Genomic DNA, 16,808 nt, shown 5'->3' with positions numbered 1-16,808 from the left:
GTACCGCCACAAATCAAATGTGGGAGCTGGCTTGCCTGCGATAGCGGTGGGTCAGCCGCCAGAAAGAGTGACTGGGTTGCCGCGATCGCGGGCAAGCCCGCTCCCACAGGGGGCTCACTGGGGCAGAGATTTTTGGTACCGCCACAAATCAAATGTGGGAGCTGGCTTGCCTGCGATAGCGGTGGGTCAGCCGCCAGAAAGAGTGACTGGGCTGCCGCCATCGCGGGCAAGCCCGCTCCCACAGGGGATCTCACTGGGGCAGAGAATTATGGCCCCGCCACAAATCAAATGTGGGAGCTGGCTTGCCTGCGATGGGCGCACCTCAATCTCATTCGATCAACTGTGCATCCCGAAGCGCGCCAAGCGCCGCCAACCAACGCGGATCCTGCTTATAGTCAGTCGACGCAATCGCCTGCCCACGCATACGGGCAATACGTGCCGATGGCGTGACCTTCATGCGCTGGGCGGCACTCAGGGCCAGTTCGGCCGCTGCGCGGTCATTGCACACCAGGCCCATGTCGCAGCCAGCACTTAAAGCAGCCTCGATCCGGCTCGCCGCATCCCCCACCACGTGGGCACCGGCCATGGACAGGTCATCACTGAAAATCACCCCATCGAACTGCAATTCGCCGCGCAGGATGTCCTGCAACCAGCGACGCGAGAAGCCGGCCGGCTGGTTATCCACCTGTGGGTAAATAACGTGGGCCGGCATGACCGCGGCCAATTGCTTGCTCAGGCGCGCGAACGGCACCAGGTCATGGGTGCGCAGTTGTTCCAGGCTGCGCTCATCAACGGGAATGGCGACGTGGGAATCTGCCTCGGCCCAGCCATGACCCGGGAAGTGCTTGCCGGTGGCGGCCATGCCAGCGCTGTTCATGCCTCGGATAAAGGCGCCGGCCAGCAACGCGGCACGCTCGGGATCACCTTCGAACGAGCGCGTGCCTACAACGGCGCTGCGCTGGTAGTCGAGGTCCAGCACGGGGGCGAAGCTCAGGTCCAGGCCGACGGCCAGTACTTCCGTGGCCATGACCCAACCGCACTGCTCGGCCAGGTATTCGGCATTGGCATTGTCCGCCAACGCCCGCATGGCCGGCAGGCGCACAAACCCCTGGCGCAGGCGCTGGACCCGACCGCCTTCCTGATCCACAGCCAGCAACAGGTCCGGGCGCACTGCGCGAATGGCGGCGCTCAATTCCCGCACCTGGCGCGGATGCTCGATGTTGCGCGCAAAAATGATCAGGCCGCCCACTTCAGGCTGGCGCAACAAGTGGCGATCTTCAGCCGTCAGCCAGGTGCCGGCGACGTCCACCATTAAAGAGCCTTGCAGGGCAGCAGTCATAAATTTTCCTTGAATGACGCGCGCACTTCACCGCCTCGCCAGGTCAAGCCAGGCAAGGCGGTGAAGTGCGGATAAATAGTTGAAATCGGCATGGGCGGCTAGCTTAGCGGATGCAAGCGGTTGCGCCCAGACGCCAGTGGCTAAACCTTGGCCGCCACCGGGACGGACTTGCTACGCGGGCGCAGTTGAGCGGCGGCCATGGCCGGGTCGGTGACGCCGCTTTCCGCGCGCATGCCGGCGGCCAGGAACGGCACCATCAGGCGCATCACCTGCTCGATGGAGGTGTTGACGCCGAAATCGGTCTCGGCGATGGCGCGCAAGGCTTTGATCCCGGACATGCTGAACGCAGCAGCACCGAGCATGAAGTGCACGCGCCAGAACAATTCGATAGGGGGAATACGCGGGGCCGCCTCGTTCACCAGCAACATGTAGCGACGGAATACTTTGCCGTACATATCTTCGAGGTAACGTCGCAAGTGGCCCTGGCTCTGACTGAACGCCAGGCCCAGCAGGCGCATGAAGATCGACAGATCGTTGCCGCTGCGCGGCTGTACCACCAGGGCTTGCTCGACGAGGATTTCCAGCAGGTCTTCCAGGCTCGGCTTATTCTCAGGCTTGGCCTGGCGCCGCTCCAACTCACGGTCGAGGCTGATGCAGAATGGCCCCAGGAAGCGCGAGAACACCGCCTGAATCAGGGCTTTTTTCGAGCCGAAATGATAGTTCACTGCTGCCAGGTTGACCCCGGCCTTGCTGGTGATAAGCCGCAATGAAGTTTCAGCAAATCCTTTTTCCGCGAACAACTGCTCGGCAGCATCAAGAATGCGTTCAACGGTTTCCGACTGGGCCATGGCTACTCCGCCTGACAAACACTTGTTTGAAACATACGTTTCACCTTGTGCAATGTCAAGCCTGCAGGTCCGTTTTCCGGCCGGTCAGTCACCCGATTCGCACCTATTTAATCACATCTTCCACTGCCTGTAGGCAGCGCTGTCTCCAGGCTTTGCAGGGCCCGACGGATGACCGTCCGGCGGAGTCGGCAAAAACGATGATTGCCAAGCGCAGTTCACTGTATATAATCCCAGTCACTGTATAAAAAGACAGAGCGATCAACATGCTAAAACTGACGCCACGCCAAGCTGAGATTCTCGCTTTTATCAAGCGCTGCCTCGACGACAACGGCTATCCGCCGACCCGGGCAGAAATCGCCCTGGAGCTGGGATTCAAATCCCCCAATGCTGCCGAAGAACACCTGAAGGCCCTTGCCCGCAAGGGTGCGATCGAAATGACCCCGGGTGCGTCCCGCGGTATTCGTATCCCTGGCTTCGAAGCCAAGGCTGACGAATCGACACTGCCGATCATCGGCCGGGTCGCTGCCGGTGCGCCGATTCTGGCACAACAGCACGTCGAAGAGTCCTGCAACATCAACCCGACCTTCTTCCATCCTCGCGCCGACTATCTGTTGCGGGTCCATGGCATGAGCATGAAGGATGTGGGCATCTTCGACGGCGACCTGCTGGCCGTGCACACCACCCGCGAAGCGCGTAACGGCCAGATCGTCGTGGCCCGCATTGGCGATGAAGTAACGGTCAAGCGCTTCAAGCGCGAAGGCAGCAAAGTCTGGCTGTTGGCAGAAAACCCTGAGTTTTCGCCGATTGAAGTCAACCTGAAGGATCAGGACCTGGTGATCGAAGGCTTGAGTGTCGGCGTAATTCGCCGCTAACGGAGGCATCATGCAGTTCCCACACGCGCAACAACATACACAACTGCCGCTGTTTGAGGCCTTTCTGGCCCAGCCACTTGCACCTATCCTCAGCGAGGCAGTGGAGTCCCCATGGACCGCCCCCGCCGAACCGGAGGTCTTCAGTGAATTGTCGTTGCGCGGTGCTGCCGGGAACTGCCTGAGCTTGCTGGCGCCGATCCTACGTGAACTGAGCGAGGAACAGGACGCCCGCTGGCTGACCCTGATCGCCCCACCCTCCAGCCTGACCCAGGCCTGGCTGCGGGATGCAGGCCTGAACCGCGAGCGCATCCTGCTGCTGCAACCACGCGGTGCCCAGAGCGCCCAGCAACTGACCTGCGAGGCATTGCGCCTGGGGCGTAGCCACACCGTCGTCAGCTGGCTGAACCCGCTGGGCGCTTCGGCCAAGCAGCAGTTGATCAGCGCAGCGCGCACAGGCGATGCACAGAGTTTGAATATTCGATTGGGATAAACCCGAGACTGGCGCGCAACGCGTTCTCGGGAGTGGCACAGGTCGTCCGATTGCAGCCTGACGTCAGGTCAGTGCCTGCGATGGACGCAAGGCTTCTACAGAATTGAGAAGCCGATTGAACATTTGAATCTTAAAAAACGCCAAACGGACTCAGTGAAGAACCCGTGGACCGTCGTCTTTTTCAGGTTCGCCTTCAGCCAGGCGCCCCGCCATCTGCACACCCACGCTCAACATGGCTTTTGCCACTTCCACATGCTGGCCTTGCAGGAACGCCTTGGCGTCCTCGGAAAAATCCAAAGTCACCAGAGAACCCTCGTCCTCAGCCCTGCGCAGCTCAATTCGGCCGTCGGGCAATTCAACAATTTCCAGAAAGGACGTTGGCATAAAAATCTGTTCTCCAGGATAGCCCGGCATTATATCAGGCATGAGGGCTGCATCGCTCGGTATCTGAGGCAGCTTGCCGTGCGGCTTGATGAATGGTCAAAGGCCTGCCGAGTACACCCGGCTCAGCACTCGTTCAATCCATCCCGAAAGCGGATCGCCAGCTTCTTCAGCTCCTGGCGCCAACTCTCCAGTTCGGCCCGGCTCAGTGGCTCCGGCCCTTCTTCTTCCAGGCTGACCGCAACGATCAGCGGCTGGGTCACATCGCCCTTGGGCTTGTGCGGCACACGCGGCGGCTGGAACATCGCCGAATGCGCAGCCAACAAGCGTGCCAGCCAACTGTCGGGGCTCCGGGCCATTTCCACCAATTCAGCCAACTCAGGAATAGCCAGCGACTCCTGCACCTCACGGGTCAGGATATCCTCGGCCCGTGGCGCATTCGCCTGGGGCAAACGATAGAAGCCGGCAATTTCATGACACAGGCCCAGCAAGGCCCCGTACAGGTGAAACAACGCCGACTCTCGCCCCGCCTGGACCAGCGCGATAGCGTTCATCTCCTTTCCTTCCTCGGCGCGGCCAAGGGCTTCCAGGGACAAACCCGCGAAGTAAATTTTCTGGTTGGTACGGGTATAGAGTTCGTTGGCCATGACGGCAGTCTCCACAACGACATAGATGTGATGCTGGCTGAACAGTGTCAAGGATGAGACAAGTCCACTGCAAGCGCAAACCAAAAGGCCGCCTGTGAAGGCGGCCTTTACTTCAACGCAGGTGCTGGATCAAGCGCCCTGGCGCTTATCCTCGACCTTCCACTTGCCACCATCGTAGAAGGCTTTCCAGCCCGTAGGCTTGCCGTCCACTTCGGTCTGCACGTACTGCTCCTTGGTCTTGCGGCTGTAGCGGATCACGGCCGGGCGACCGTCGGGATCCTTCTTCGGCGCTTCACACAAGAAGTGGTACTTCGGATCGATTTCATCCTTGTGCGGCACGATCTCCAGCACCAGCGGCGCACGGGTCTCGCGGTTTTTCGGGAACTGGCTGGCGGCCAGGAACAAGCCCGAAGCGCCGTCACGCAGGATATAGGTGTCGTTGACCTTCTCGCACTTGAGCTCGGGCATCTTCACCGGGTCCATCTTCGGCGGCGCCGCGTCACCGCTTTTCAGCAGTTTGCGGGTGTTCTTGCAGGTCGGGTTGGTGCAACCGAAGAACTTGCCGAAACGACCGGTCTTGAGCTGCATCTCGCTGCCGCACTTGTCGCATTCCAGACTCGGGCCTTCATAGCCCTTGATGCGATAGGTGCCTTCTTCGATCTCGTAGCCGTTGCAATCGGGGTTGTTACCGCAGATGTGCAGCTTGTGCTTCTCGTCCAGCAGGTAGGCGTCCATGGCCGTGCTGCAGATCGGGCAACGGTGCTTGCCACGCAGTACCAGCGACTCGGATTCACCCTCGTCATCGGCAGCGATTTCATCACCCGGCACCAGGTTGACGGTGGCCTTGCAGCGCTCTTTGGGCGGCAGGCTGTAGCCCGAGCAACCCAGGAACACACCGGTCGACGCGGTACGGATCTGCATTGGACGACCGCAGGTGGTGCACGGAATATCCGTCATCACCGGCTGGTTGGCACGCATGCCGTTTTCCGGGCTCTCGGCTACTTCGAGTTTTTTCTTGAAGTCGCCATAGAACTCGTCGAGTACGTTTTTCCAGTCGCGCTCGCCCTGGGCCACGTCATCGAGATTCTCTTCCATACCGGCAGTGAAGCCGTAGTCCATCAGGTTGGAGAAGCTCTCGGACAGACGCTCGGTGACGATATCGCCCATCTTTTCCGAATAGAAACGGCGGTTGTGCAAGGCAACGTAGCCACGGTCCTGGATCGTGGAAATGATCGCCGCATAGGTCGAAGGACGACCGATACCGCGTTTTTCCATTTCCTTGACCAGGCTGGCTTCCGAATAACGGGGTGGTGGCTTGGTGAAGTGCTGGCTCGGATCGAGTTTGATCAGCTTCAGCGCATCGCCCTGAGCCATGTCTGGCAGCACGTCGTCATCACCCGGCTTGGCGATTTGCGGCATCACGCGGGTATAGCCGTCGAACTTGAGGATCCGGCCCTTGGCACGCAGCTCGAAGTCCCCGGCACCCACTGTGACAGTGGTGGACAGGTATTGCGCCGGCAGCATCTGGCACGCCAGGAACTGGCGCCAGATCAGCTCGTAGAGGCGCTCAGCGTCGCGCTCCATGCCGGTCAGCTTGCTTGGCTCGGTATTGGCGTCAGACGGACGAATCGCTTCGTGAGCCTCTTGTGCGCCTTCCTTGCTGCTGTAGACGTTTGGCTTCTCCGGCAGGTACTTCTTGCCGAACTCGCTTTCAATATAAGTACGCGCCATTGCCACCGCGTCCACCGACAGGTTGGTGGAGTCAGTACGCATATAAGTGATGTAGCCCGCTTCGTACAGACGCTGGGCCATCATCATCGTCTTCTTCACGCCAAAGCCCAGGCGGTTGCTCGCGGCCTGTTGCAGGGTGGAGGTGATGAACGGCGCCGACGGCTTGCTGCTGGTGGGCTTGTCTTCACGCTTGACGATGCTGTAGCTGGAAGCCTTGAGCTTGTCCAGCGCGGCCATGGCCTGGGCTTCGTTGAGCGGCTTGAAGGCCTCGCCTTTCTCGCGGGCCACTTCAAAGCGCACGTTATTGCCCTTGGCGGTACCGAGGTCCGCGTGGACTTCCCAGTACTCTTCAGGGTTGAACGCACGAATCTCGCGCTCACGCTCCACCACCAGCTTGACCGCTACCGATTGCACACGGCCAGCGGACAGGCCGCGGGCGATCTTCGCCCACAGCAGTGGCGAGACCATGTAGCCGACGACGCGGTCGAGGAAGCGCCGCGCCTGTTGGGCATTGACGCGGTCAATGTCCAGCTCGCCCGGCTTGGAGAAGGCTTCCTGGATCGCCTTCTTGGTAATTTCGTTGAACACCACGCGTTTATAGCGGCTGTCATCCCCACCGATGGCTTCGCGCAGGTGCCAGGCAATGGCTTCCCCTTCGCGGTCCAAGTCCGTCGCGAGATAGATGGTGTCAGCATCCTTGGCGAGCCGGCGCAGCTCCTCGATCACCTTTTCCTTGCCCGGAAGGATTTCGTACTTGGCCTTCCAGCCATGATCCGGGTCCACACCCATGCGCGAGACCAGCTGCTTGCGCGCCTTCTCTTTAGGCGAGAGCACCGGACCTTCGCCCGCAGCCGCCTTGCCGCGCTTGGCAGCAGGCTCCTTGCTGGCGCTAGCCGAACCGCTGGTGGGCAGGTCTCGGATATGGCCGATACTCGACTTCACCACGTACTCGTTACCCAAGTACTTGTTGATGGTCTTGGCCTTAGCCGGGGATTCCACAATGACCAGCGATTTGCCCATGGATCGGAAAATTCCTGAATTCGAGAAGAGAAAGGCGGTTGGCGCCTGACGCGGCAACGCTATATATAGTGGCAACACAGTGAGGTCAAGCGCAGCATTGCGCGCAACCTGCCGTTATTGCCCTGAAAAAAGACTGGGTTCGACCTGCACCAAAGCAAAGCGCGGGACCTGCTTGCCGTCAACCTCGACGGTCTCCAGGAACATGCTCAAGGGACGCACCCAAAAGCCGTAATCGCCATACAGTGCTTGGTAGAACACCACTTCTTCCTCGGTCTCGGAGTGCCGTGCCACATTAAAAACGCGGTACTTGGGACCTTTATAATGCTGGTAGAGCCCTGGTTCGACTTTCATGCTCTGACCCTCTTACAAAATTTATTAAAAAAAAATTAAAAATTCCAAAAAACAAAAACCGGGGCACTGGGCCCCGGCTTCCGTCAACCCAACGCTTAGACGCGTTCGAAGACGGTGGAAATGCCTTGGCCGAGACCAATGCACATGGTTGCAACCCCCAGGTTGCCGCCATTTTGCTTCATCACGTTAAGCAAGGTGCCGGAGATACGTGCACCGGAGCAACCGAATGGGTGGCCCAGGGCAATCGCACCGCCGTGCAGGTTAACCTTCTCGTTCATCTTGTCGAGTACTTTCAAATCTTTCAGCACTGGCAGGGCCTGTGCGGCGAAAGCTTCGTTGAGCTCGAAGAAGTCGATGTCGGAGATGCTCAGACCTGCGCGCTTCAAGGCTTTTTGTGTGGCCGGTACTGGACCATAGCCCATGATCGCCGGGTCCACACCCGCTACGGCCATGGAACGGATCACCGCCAGAGGCTGGATCCCCAGGTCCTGGGCACGCTGGGCCGACATCACGATCATGCACGAAGCACCATCGGTGATCTGCGACGACGTACCGGCTGTCACGGTGCCGCCCTTTGGATTGAACGCCGGCTTCAAGGCCGCCAGGCTTTCCAGGGTGGTGTCCGGACGAATGGTTTCGTCGTAGTCGAACAGTTTCAGGAAACCGTTCTCGTCGTAGCCGTTCATCGGGATGATTTCATCCTTGAACTTGCCTTCCACAGTCGCCTTGTGGGCCAACTGGTGGGAGCGCAAGCCAAAGGCGTCCTGGGCTTCACGGGTGATGCCATGCATCTTGCCGAGCATTTCCGCAGTCAGGCCCATCATGCCCGAGGCTTTCGCCGCGTACAGCGACATGTGCGGGTTAGGATCGACACCGTGCATCATGCTGACGTGACCCATGTGCTCCACGCCACCGACCACGAATACATCACCGTTGCCGGTCATGATCGCCTGGGCGGCCGTGTGCAGCGCGCTCATCGACGAGCCACACAGGCGGCTGACGGTCTGGCCGGCCGCGGTGTGCGGGATCTGCGTCATCAAGGAAGCCATGCGCGCGATGTTCCAGCCCTGCTCCAGGGTCTGGTTGACGCAGCCCCAGATCACGTCCTCGACCTCGTTCGGGTCGACCTTGACGTTACGCTCCAGCAACTTGCTGATCAGGTGCGCCGACATATCTTCGGCACGGGTGTTGCGGTGCATGCCGCCCTTGGAGCGGCCCATCGGAGTACGACCGAAGTCGACAATCACGACGTCTCTTGGATTCAAGCTCATAAATATTCTCGCTCTAGTCGTCTGGGCACTTAACCGAAGAAGCTCTGGCCATTCTTGGCCATCTCGCGCAGCTTCGCAGTCGGGTGGTACAGCGGGCCCAGATCAGCGTACTGATCAGCCAGGGCAACGAACTCGGCCACACCGATCGAGTCGATGTAACGCAGCGCACCGCCACGGAATGGAGGGAAACCAATACCGTACACCAGGCCCATATCGGCTTCGGCGGCGGTTTCGACGATGCCGTCTTCCAGGCAACGTACGGTTTCCAGGCACAGGGCGATCATCATCCAGTTGATGATGTCTTCGTCAGACACTTCACGCTGCTCGTAGACGATGGGTGCCAGCACTTCGTGGACCGATGGGTCGGCAACTTTCTTCTGCTTGCCCTTCTTGTCGGTCTCGTAGGCGTAGAAGCCCTTGCCATTCTTCTGGCCCAGGCGCTTGGCTTCGTAGAGCGCATCGACAGCCGAACGACGGTCGTCCTTCATGCGGTCCGGGAAGCCTTCAGCCATGACGTCGCGACCGTGGTGGCCGGTGTCGATGCCGACCACGTCCATCAGGTACGCCGGGCCCATGGGCCAGCCGAATTTTTCCATGACCTTGTCGATACGCACAAAGTCCACGCCAGCGCTGACCAGCTTGGCGAAACCGCCGAAGTACGGGAACAGCACGCGGTTGACCAAGAAGCCCGGGCAGTCGTTGACCACGATCGGGTTCTTGCCCATTTTCTTGGCGTAGGCAACGGTGGTGGCAACAGCCAGCTCGCTGGACTTCTCGCCACGGATCACTTCTACCAGCGGCATCATGTGCACCGGGTTGAAGAAGTGCATGCCGACGAAGTTTTCCGGACGCTTGAGGGCCTTGGCCAGCAAGGTGATGGAAATGGTCGAGGTGTTGGACGCCAGGATCGTGTCTTCTTTGACCTGGGCTTCGACTTCAGCCAGTACCGCCTGCTTGACCTTCGGGTTCTCGACAACCGCTTCGACCACCAGGTCGACGTGGCCGAAATCACCGTAGGACAGCGTAGGACGAATGCCGTTAAGCACTTCAGCCATTTTCGCAGCGGTCATGCGACCTTTATCAACGCGGCCGACCAGCAGCTTGGCAGCTTCCGCCAGGCCTTGCTCGATACCGTGCTCGTTGATGTCTTTCATCAGGATCGGCGTGCCTTTGGACGCCGACTGATAGGCAATACCACCGCCCATGATCCCGGCGCCGAGTACGGCAGCCTGTTTCACGTCTTTGGCGATTTCGTCGTAGGCCTTGGCTTTTTTCTTCAGTTCCTGATCGTTCAGGAACAGGCCGATCAAGCTCTGCGCAGCAGAAGTCTTGGCCAGCTTGACGAAGCCGGCAGCTTCGATTTCCAGGGCCTTGTCGCGACCGAAGTTCGCGGCTTTCTGGATGGTCTTGATCGCTTCGACCGGCGCCGGGTAGTTAGGGCCCGCTTGACCGGCCACGAAACCCTTGGCGGTTTCGAACGACATCATTTGTTCGATGGCGTTGAGCTTGAGTTTTTCCAGCTTAGGCTGACGCTTGGCCTTGTAGTCAAATTCGCCGCTGATGGCGCCCTTGATCAGGTTCAGTGCAGCTTCTGCGAGTTTTTCCGGAGCAACCACAGCATCAACGGCGCCGACTTTCAGCGCGTCTTCAGCACGGTTTTCCTTGCCGGCGGCGATCCACTCGATGGCGTTGTCGGCACCGATGATACGCGGCAGGCGCACGGTACCGCCGAAGCCCGGGTAGATACCCAGCTTGACTTCCGGCAGGCCGATTTTCGCGCTGGAAGCCATGACGCGGAAGTCCGCAGCCAGGCACATTTCCAGACCGCCGCCCAGAGCGATGCCATTGATCGCGGCAACGGTCGGCACGTTGAGGTCTTCGAAATCGCTGAAAATCTTGTTGGCTTCGAGGTTGCCAGCCACAAGCTCGGCATCGGGCAGCTTGAAGTTGTCGACGAATTCGGTGATGTCAGCGCCGACGATAAACACGTCCTTGCCGCTGGAGACGATCACACCTTTGATCGATGCATCAGCCTTGATGGTGTCTACGGCCTGACGCAGTTCGTTCAGGGTTAGACGGTTGAACTTGTTGACGGACTCACCCTTGAGGTCGAATTTCAATTCGACGATGCCACTTTCAAGAGCCTTAACCGTGATGGCTTTACCTTCGTAAATCATCAACTGATCTCCACGATATGGAAGCTGAACAGTACACATCGGACGCTGGCCCCTGGTCGGGCATTGATCATTTCGTCAATGCTCACGCCAACGCGCCAGGCACACCCGCCAATGCGATAGTCGGGATTATGTATGAGATGCCTGACAGACAAACACTCAATTCATACGCCCGTTTGATTTGGGTACGCCACCTTCAGCCAAATTCCGACAATTGTCAATCGCCCGAAAGCGCCGTAAAAACGCGACTTTTCAGTCATTTCATAACCGCCAAGGCGAATCAATGCGCAGGTATTCACCTGATCAATAATCCAAAAGAGCCAGCAAAGGCCTGTACAGCGGCGGATATCCGGCTAGGCTAGCCGCATGTGGGAACGCCGGCGCGAATGCGCGGCGCGATGAAACGCAGAATGACCGGCCTGCCTGGCCAACTCCAGCCCGATGATGATGTCGGGCTTTTTATTGCCTCAGGCCAGGGCCTTGAGTAACGCACTGATGGCCTGCAAGTCGCTGGACTCGCCCTTCTCGCCCCAGTACAGGGCGATCATCTGCTTGTCCGCCTCCACTTTGAAGACATTGGCCGGCAGCGTTGCAAAATGCGGCAACAACTTCTCGTCCACGCAGATTTCCTGCCATTGGTTGACCCACACACCTGGCTCCTGCTGCCAGTAAACCCACAGCGCGGGTTTGCTGCCGCGCCGTGGCCGACAGTACTGCGCACAGGGGCTGGGCGGCTCCTGCTTGAGCCAGTGCGGCCATTCCTGGGGCGACAGTTGCATCGCCAGGCCGATGCGTCGCGCCTCCATGCGCAGGGCCATGCGCCCGCTCTGGTGGCGCGAGGGCCGCAGCCATGCCAGAGGGCTCAAGACCACTAGAAGGATTGACACCACTATCCAGACCGTCATATGTGTACTCCCGAATTTCTAGATGAGCGGATTTGACCCCATCCGCTTGAAAGCAGCCATACTGAACTTATTGCAGTCCCCTGGAGGAACGCCTCATGACTTACCAACATATTCTGGTCGCCGTGGATCTGACCGAAGAGTGCGATCCGGTGATCAAGCGCGCCGTGGCCATTGCCGGTGATACCGTGAAGCTGTCCCTGGTGCATATCGTCGAACCCATGGCCATGGCCTTTGGCGGCGACGTACCGATGGACCTTTCGCAACTGCAACAGCAGCAATTCGACCAGGCCAAGGAGCGCCTGGACCGACTGATTGCCAAGTATCCCGCACTGAAAAAAGACCAAAGCCACCTGACTTACGGCCAGCCACGCCAGGAAATCCATCATCTGGCCAAGGAACAGAACTGCGACCTGATCGTGGTCGGCAGCCATGGTCGCCACGGCTTGGCGTTGCTGCTGGGTTCGACCGCCAACGACGTATTGCACGGCGCACCGTGCGACGTACTGGCAGTGAAGCTGGTAAAAAGCTCGTAAGAGCACTGCACATCAAATGTAGGAGCTGGCTTACCTGCGAGAGCAGCCTGTCAGCTGATACAGCTGGTGGCTGGCAGACCGCTATCGCCGGCAAGCCAGCTCCTAACTGTTGAAGTGCATTTCATATAAAAAAACCGGTACTCGTAAGAGCACCGGTTTTTTATTGCCGCTGAATCAATCAGGCATCCAGCTCGGCCCAACGCTCAACCAAGACTTCCAGCTCCTGGTTCAGCTTCTCCAGGGACTCGATGACCTTGGCCGTTTCTGCCGCCGGACGCAGGTAGAAGCCCGCGTCAGCCATGTCGGCCTCCACTGCAGCAATCTGCTTTTCCTTGGCTTCGATTTCACCCGGCAGGGCTTCGAGCTCACGCTGCAGCTTGTAGCTGAGCTTCTTCTTGGCAGCCGGCGCGGCTTCCTGAACCGGCGCAACAGCAGCCGGTGCAACCACAGCAGAGTTCAAGTCGGCCTTGCCAGACTTGCTCTCGGTCACGCCCAGCAGGCGCGGCGAGCCGCCCTGGCGCAGCCAGTCCTGGTAACCACCGACGTATTCGCGCACCTTGCCTTCACCTTCGAAGACCAGGGTGCTGGTGACCACGTTGTCGAGGAATGCCCGGTCGTGGCTGACCATCAGTACGGTGCCGTTGAAGGTCAGCAGGACCTCTTCCAGCAACTCCAGCGTTTCCACGTCGAGGTCGTTGGTCGGTTCGTCGAGCACCAGCAGGTTGGCCGGTTTGCTGAACAACTTGGCCAGCAGCAGGCGCGCACGCTCGCCGCCAGACAACGCCTTGACCGGCGTGCGCGCACGTTGCGGGCTGAACAGGAAGTCGCCCAGGTAGCTCAACACGTGGCGGCTCTGGCCGTCGATGTCGATAAAGTCGCGGCCTTCGGCGACGTTGTCGATCACGGTCTTTTCCAGGTCCAACTGGTGGCGCAACTGGTCGAAGTAGGCCACGTCGATGCGCGTCCCCTCTTCCACAGTGCCGCTGGTCGGTTGCAGACCGCTGAGCATCAGCTTGAGCAGGGTGGTCTTGCCGGTACCGTTGGCACCCAGCAGGCCGATGCGGTCGCCGCGCTGCAGGACCATGGAGAAGTCTTTGATCAGGAACGGGCCATCCGGGTGATGGAAGCTGACGTTCTCCAGGACCATCACCTGCTTGCCCGACTTGTCGGCGGTATCGAGCTGGATATTGGCCTTGCCGGTGCGCTCGCGACGTTCGCTGCGCTCCACACGCAAGGCTTTCAGGGCCCGTACACGGCCTTCGTTACGGGTGCGGCGGGCCTTGATGCCCTGGCGGATCCACACTTCTTCCTGGGCCAGCTTCTTGTCGAACAGCGCGTTGGCGGTTTCTTCAGCGGCCAGGGTGGCTTCTTTGTGCACCAGGAAGCTGGCGTAGTCGCCGTTCCAGTCGATCAGGCCGCCGCGATCCAGCTCGAGGATGCGCGTGGCGAGGTTCTGCAGGAAAGAACGGTCGTGCGTGATGAACAGCACGGCGCCCTGGAAGTCTTTGAGGGCTTCTTCAAGCCAGGCAATCGCGCCGATGTCCAGGTGGTTGGTTGGTTCGTCGAGCAGCAGCAGGTCCGGCTCGGAAACCAGAGCCTGGGCCAGCAGCACACGGCGACGCCAGCCGCCGGACAATTCGGCGAGGGTCTTGTCGGCCGGCAGTTGCAGGCGGCTCAGGGTGCTGTCGACCAATTGCTGCAAGCGCCAGCCATCACGGGCTTCGAGGTCTTGCTGGACGTGCATCAGTTTGTCCAGGTCGGCATCGGTGACGCAGTTCTGCGCCAGGTGATGGTATTCGGCAAGCAATGCGCCCACACCGTCGAGGCCTTCGGCAACCACGTCGAACACGGTCCGTTCGTCGGCCACCGGCAATTCTTGCGGCAATTCGCCGATCTTCAGGCCCGGGGCGCGCCACACGGAGCCGTCATCGGGCTTCTGGTCGCCTTTTACCAGCTTCATCATGCTGGACTTGCCGGTGCCGTTGCGGCCGATGATGCACACCCGCTCACCACGGGCGATCTGCCAGGACACCTTGTCCAACAACGGCATAGCGCCGAAAGCAAGGGACACATCGCTGAATTTGAGCAGGGTCATACGCTTCTCCAAAAACTGGGCGCGCATTCTACCTGAATTGGGGGGTGAAGCGGCCGGCATTTTCGTGCCCGACACGTTCTGTAGGACATTTCTTGAGAACTTCAGCGAAGCAGCCAGCAAAGCTTTCACCGGCTGTAGGCAAAAGGCTAAGCTAGGGGTAATCAGTGTCGGCGGCGCCGGCACTAGTCCTGATTTCTTTGCACGGACGTCTCATGCGCAGTCGCCTTTTCAGCTTTTTATCTTGCCTGCTTCTTTCCTCCACCGCCGTCCAGACCGCCCAGGCCGTGGACCTGACCACCCAACGCCAATATTACGACCAAGCCAAGCGCGCCCTGGCCAAAGGTGACACCGGGCCGTACATGCAATACAGCCAGGCCCTGGCCGACTATCCGCTGACGCCTTACCTGGCCTATGACGAACTGACCGCCCGCCTGAAGTCCGCGAGCAACCAGGAAATCGAACAGTTCCTGGCCAAACATGGCGACCTGCCCCAGGCCAACTGGATGAAACTGCGCTGGTTGCGCTGGCTGGCCGAGCGTGGCGATTGGCAGACCTTTGAAAAGTACTACGACGCCAAGCTCAATTTCACCGAACTGGACTGCCTCCACGGCCAATACCAGTTGAGCCACAACCTCAAGGCCGAAGGCTACAAGACCGCCGAAGCCCTGTGGATGACCGGTAAATCCCAACCCGCCGCCTGCGATGCCACCTTTGGCCAATGGGCCGCCGCCGGGCAATTGACCGAACAGAAAATCTGGGACCGCACCAAGCTGGCCGCCGAAGCCCGTAACTATGCGCTGGCCAACAGCCTGGTGAAAACCTTGCCCACCCTGGGCGCACAGGGCCGCTTGATGGTGGATGTGGCGCAAAAGCCCGCCATGCTCAGCGACCCATCACGCTTCCTGCCGGCCACCGAGGCCATGTCCGACGCCGTCGGCCTGGGCTTGCGCCGCCTGGCGCGCCAGGACCCGGAACAAGCCATGGCCCTGCTGGATGGGTATGCCAGCAGCATGCACTTCTCCCGTGACGAAAAAGTCTCCATCGCCCGGGAAATCGGCCTGACCCTGGCGCGCCGCTACGACCCGCGCGCCCTGGATGTGATGACCAAGTACGACCCGGAGCTGCGTGACAACACCGTCTCCGAATGGCGCCTGCGCCTGCTGCTGCGCCTGGCCCGCTGGGAAGATGCCTACCAGTTGACCCGCAAGCTGCCCCAGGACCTGGCCACCACCAACCGCTGGCGCTACTGGCAGGCCCGCGCCCTGGAACTGGCCGAGCCGAAGAACCCCCATGCACTGGTGCTGTACAAGGGCCTGGCAAAGGAGCGGGATTTTTATGGTTTCCTTGCCGCGGATCGCTCCCAGGCCCCGTATCAACTCAATAATCAGCCGCTGGTCATGAGCCAGGCGCTGGTCAACAAGGTGCGCAATACCCCGGGTGTACGCCGCGCCCTGGAGTTTTATGCCCGTGGCCAGATCGTCGACGGCCGCCGCGAGTGGTATCACGTCAGCCGCCACTTCAACCGTGACGAAATGGTTGCCCAGGCCAAGCTCGCCTACGACATGAAGTGGTACTTCCCGGCGATCCGCACCATCAGCCAGGCCAAGTACTGGGACGACCTGGATATCCGTTTCCCCATGGCCCACCGCGACACTCTGGTGCGTGAAGCCAAGGTCCGTGGCCTGCATTCGAGCTGGGTGTTCGCCATCACCCGTCAGGAAAGCGCGTTTATGGATGACGCCCGCTCCGGCGTCGGCGCCAGCGGCCTGATGCAACTGATGCCCGCCACCGCCAAGGAAACCGCGCGCAAGTTCAGCATCCCGCTGGCGTCACCGCAGCAGGTGCTGGACCCGGACAAGAATATCCAACTCGGCGCCGCCTACCTGAGCCAGGTGCACAGCCAGTTCAACGGCAACCGCGTGCTCGCCTCCGCGGCCTACAACGCCGGCCCTGGCCGCGTACGCCAATGGCTGCGCGGCGCCGACCACCTGAGTTTCGACGTGTGGGTGGAAAGCATCCCGTTCGACGAAACCCGCCAGTATGTGCAGAACGTGCTGTCTTATTCGGTGATCTACGGGCAGAAGCTCAACTCGCCACAGCCGCTGGTGGACTGGCACGAACGTTATTTTGATGACCAGTAACAGCCGGTAG

The 16,808-nt window shown here is 60.0% G+C and carries 15 protein-coding genes; 5 read left to right on the top strand and 10 right to left on the bottom strand.

Annotation, left to right across the window (positions count from 1 at the left end; translation table 11 throughout):
• Positions 1-328: 328 nt before the first annotated feature.
• Both nagZ and PSFL_RS20530 read right to left on the bottom strand, forming a co-directional pair.
• Positions 329-1,339 carry a beta-N-acetylhexosaminidase gene (nagZ, locus tag PSFL_RS20535; RefSeq protein WP_057438525.1) on the bottom strand — a complete coding sequence of 337 codons (1,011 nt, stop codon included), beginning with the start codon at positions 1,337-1,339 and terminating at the stop codon, positions 329-331.
• Positions 1,340-1,479: 140 nt separating this feature from the next.
• Positions 1,480-2,187, bottom strand: a complete 708-nt coding sequence (locus tag PSFL_RS20530; protein WP_057438524.1) for a TetR/AcrR family transcriptional regulator — start codon at positions 2,185-2,187, stop codon at positions 1,480-1,482.
• 263 nt (positions 2,188-2,450) lie between these two features.
• On the opposite strand from PSFL_RS20530, the gene lexA reads away from it, so the two are divergent.
• Together lexA and sulA are read left to right on the top strand one after the other, a co-directional pair.
• Positions 2,451-3,059 (top strand): transcriptional repressor LexA, encoded by a 609-nt coding sequence (gene lexA / locus PSFL_RS20525; RefSeq protein WP_029300096.1) that lies wholly within the window; start codon positions 2,451-2,453, stop codon positions 3,057-3,059.
• A 10-nt stretch (positions 3,060-3,069) separates the two neighbouring features.
• Complete coding sequence (gene sulA / locus PSFL_RS20520) at positions 3,070-3,549, top strand: SOS-induced cell division inhibitor SulA (protein WP_057438523.1); 480 nt, start codon at positions 3,070-3,072, stop codon at positions 3,547-3,549.
• A gap of 150 nt (positions 3,550-3,699) precedes the next feature.
• Here the strand turns inward: sulA and PSFL_RS20515 are convergent, their stop codons facing one another.
• The 6 genes from PSFL_RS20515 to fadB form a co-directional block, all read right to left on the bottom strand.
• Complete coding sequence (locus PSFL_RS20515) at positions 3,700-3,933, bottom strand: hypothetical protein (protein WP_026136850.1); 234 nt, start codon at positions 3,931-3,933, stop codon at positions 3,700-3,702.
• Between the two features lie 122 nt (positions 3,934-4,055).
• On the bottom strand, positions 4,056-4,577 hold the full coding sequence (locus tag PSFL_RS20510; RefSeq protein WP_057438522.1) for a DUF6586 family protein: 522 nt from the start codon (positions 4,575-4,577) through the stop codon (positions 4,056-4,058).
• 129 nt (positions 4,578-4,706) lie between these two features.
• Positions 4,707-7,328, bottom strand: coding sequence for a type I DNA topoisomerase (gene topA / locus PSFL_RS20505; protein ID WP_057438521.1), 2,622 nt, complete (start codon positions 7,326-7,328; stop codon positions 4,707-4,709).
• 114 nt (positions 7,329-7,442) lie between these two features.
• Positions 7,443-7,679: a DUF1653 domain-containing protein gene (locus PSFL_RS20500; RefSeq protein ID WP_029300088.1), complete on the bottom strand. Its 237-nt coding sequence runs from the start codon at positions 7,677-7,679 to the stop codon at positions 7,443-7,445.
• A gap of 95 nt (positions 7,680-7,774) precedes the next feature.
• A complete protein-coding gene (gene fadA, locus PSFL_RS20495; RefSeq protein WP_005786153.1) occupies positions 7,775-8,950 on the bottom strand; it encodes an acetyl-CoA C-acyltransferase FadA in 1,176 nt (391 codons plus the stop codon).
• 29 nt (positions 8,951-8,979) lie between these two features.
• Complete coding sequence (fadB, locus tag PSFL_RS20490) at positions 8,980-11,127, bottom strand: fatty acid oxidation complex subunit alpha FadB (protein WP_057438519.1); 2,148 nt, start codon at positions 11,125-11,127, stop codon at positions 8,980-8,982.
• Positions 11,128-11,144: 17 nt separating this feature from the next.
• Here fadB and PSFL_RS20485 point away from each other — a divergent pair, with 17 nt between their 5' ends.
• On the top strand, positions 11,145-11,486 hold the full coding sequence (locus tag PSFL_RS20485; RefSeq protein ID WP_157717225.1) for a hypothetical protein: 342 nt from the start codon (positions 11,145-11,147) through the stop codon (positions 11,484-11,486).
• A gap of 105 nt (positions 11,487-11,591) precedes the next feature.
• Here the strand turns inward: PSFL_RS20485 and PSFL_RS20480 are convergent, their stop codons facing one another.
• Positions 11,592-12,029: a hypothetical protein gene (locus tag PSFL_RS20480; RefSeq protein ID WP_057438518.1), complete on the bottom strand. Its 438-nt coding sequence runs from the start codon at positions 12,027-12,029 to the stop codon at positions 11,592-11,594.
• Between the two features lie 95 nt (positions 12,030-12,124).
• Here PSFL_RS20480 and PSFL_RS20475 point away from each other — a divergent pair, with 95 nt between their 5' ends.
• Positions 12,125-12,562, top strand: coding sequence for a universal stress protein (locus PSFL_RS20475; protein ID WP_057438517.1), 438 nt, complete (start codon positions 12,125-12,127; stop codon positions 12,560-12,562).
• A gap of 178 nt (positions 12,563-12,740) precedes the next feature.
• Here the strand turns inward: PSFL_RS20475 and PSFL_RS20470 are convergent, their stop codons facing one another.
• Positions 12,741-14,657, bottom strand: coding sequence for an ATP-binding cassette domain-containing protein (locus PSFL_RS20470; RefSeq protein ID WP_057960300.1), 1,917 nt, complete (start codon positions 14,655-14,657; stop codon positions 12,741-12,743).
• Positions 14,658-14,869: 212 nt separating this feature from the next.
• Between PSFL_RS20470 and PSFL_RS20465 the strand changes: the two genes are divergently transcribed.
• Positions 14,870-16,798: a transglycosylase SLT domain-containing protein gene (locus PSFL_RS20465; protein WP_170044388.1), complete on the top strand. Its 1,929-nt coding sequence runs from the start codon at positions 14,870-14,872 to the stop codon at positions 16,796-16,798.
• Positions 16,799-16,808: the final 10 nt, after the last annotated feature.

Origin of the sequence: Pseudomonas sp. DD1 (assembly GCF_044510355.1) — a bacterium.
GTDB lineage: Bacteria > Pseudomonadota > Gammaproteobacteria > Pseudomonadales > Pseudomonadaceae > Aquipseudomonas > Aquipseudomonas shahriarae.
The sequence above is the reverse complement of the archived record's forward strand: the minus strand, read 5'-3'. Positions and strand labels throughout refer to the sequence as shown.

Bases quoted from the DNA above. Each gene is read 5' to 3' on its own strand.
- PSFL_RS20465 (WP_170044388.1), top strand. From the start codon at position 14,870: ATGCGCAGTCGCCTTTTCAGCTTTTTATCTTGCCTGCTTCTTTCCTCC.
- PSFL_RS20500 (WP_029300088.1), bottom strand. From the start codon at position 7,679: ATGAAAGTCGAACCAGGGCTCTACCAGCATTATAAAGGTCCCAAGTAC.
- PSFL_RS20530 (WP_057438524.1), bottom strand. From the start codon at position 2,187: ATGGCCCAGTCGGAAACCGTTGAACGCATTCTTGATGCTGCCGAGCAG.
- PSFL_RS20515 (WP_026136850.1), bottom strand. From the start codon at position 3,933: ATGCCAACGTCCTTTCTGGAAATTGTTGAATTGCCCGACGGCCGAATT.
- fadA (WP_005786153.1), bottom strand. From the start codon at position 8,950: ATGAGCTTGAATCCAAGAGACGTCGTGATTGTCGACTTCGGTCGTACT.
- PSFL_RS20485 (WP_157717225.1), top strand. From the start codon at position 11,145: ATGGAAGCTGAACAGTACACATCGGACGCTGGCCCCTGGTCGGGCATT.
- lexA (WP_029300096.1), top strand. From the start codon at position 2,451: ATGCTAAAACTGACGCCACGCCAAGCTGAGATTCTCGCTTTTATCAAG.
- sulA (WP_057438523.1), top strand. From the start codon at position 3,070: ATGCAGTTCCCACACGCGCAACAACATACACAACTGCCGCTGTTTGAG.
- PSFL_RS20510 (WP_057438522.1), bottom strand. From the start codon at position 4,577: ATGGCCAACGAACTCTATACCCGTACCAACCAGAAAATTTACTTCGCG.
- PSFL_RS20480 (WP_057438518.1), bottom strand. From the start codon at position 12,029: ATGACGGTCTGGATAGTGGTGTCAATCCTTCTAGTGGTCTTGAGCCCT.
- PSFL_RS20475 (WP_057438517.1), top strand. From the start codon at position 12,125: ATGACTTACCAACATATTCTGGTCGCCGTGGATCTGACCGAAGAGTGC.
- nagZ (WP_057438525.1), bottom strand. From the start codon at position 1,339: ATGACTGCTGCCCTGCAAGGCTCTTTAATGGTGGACGTCGCCGGCACC.
- PSFL_RS20470 (WP_057960300.1), bottom strand. From the start codon at position 14,657: ATGACCCTGCTCAAATTCAGCGATGTGTCCCTTGCTTTCGGCGCTATG.
- fadB (WP_057438519.1), bottom strand. From the start codon at position 11,127: ATGATTTACGAAGGTAAAGCCATCACGGTTAAGGCTCTTGAAAGTGGC.
- topA (WP_057438521.1), bottom strand. From the start codon at position 7,328: ATGGGCAAATCGCTGGTCATTGTGGAATCCCCGGCTAAGGCCAAGACC.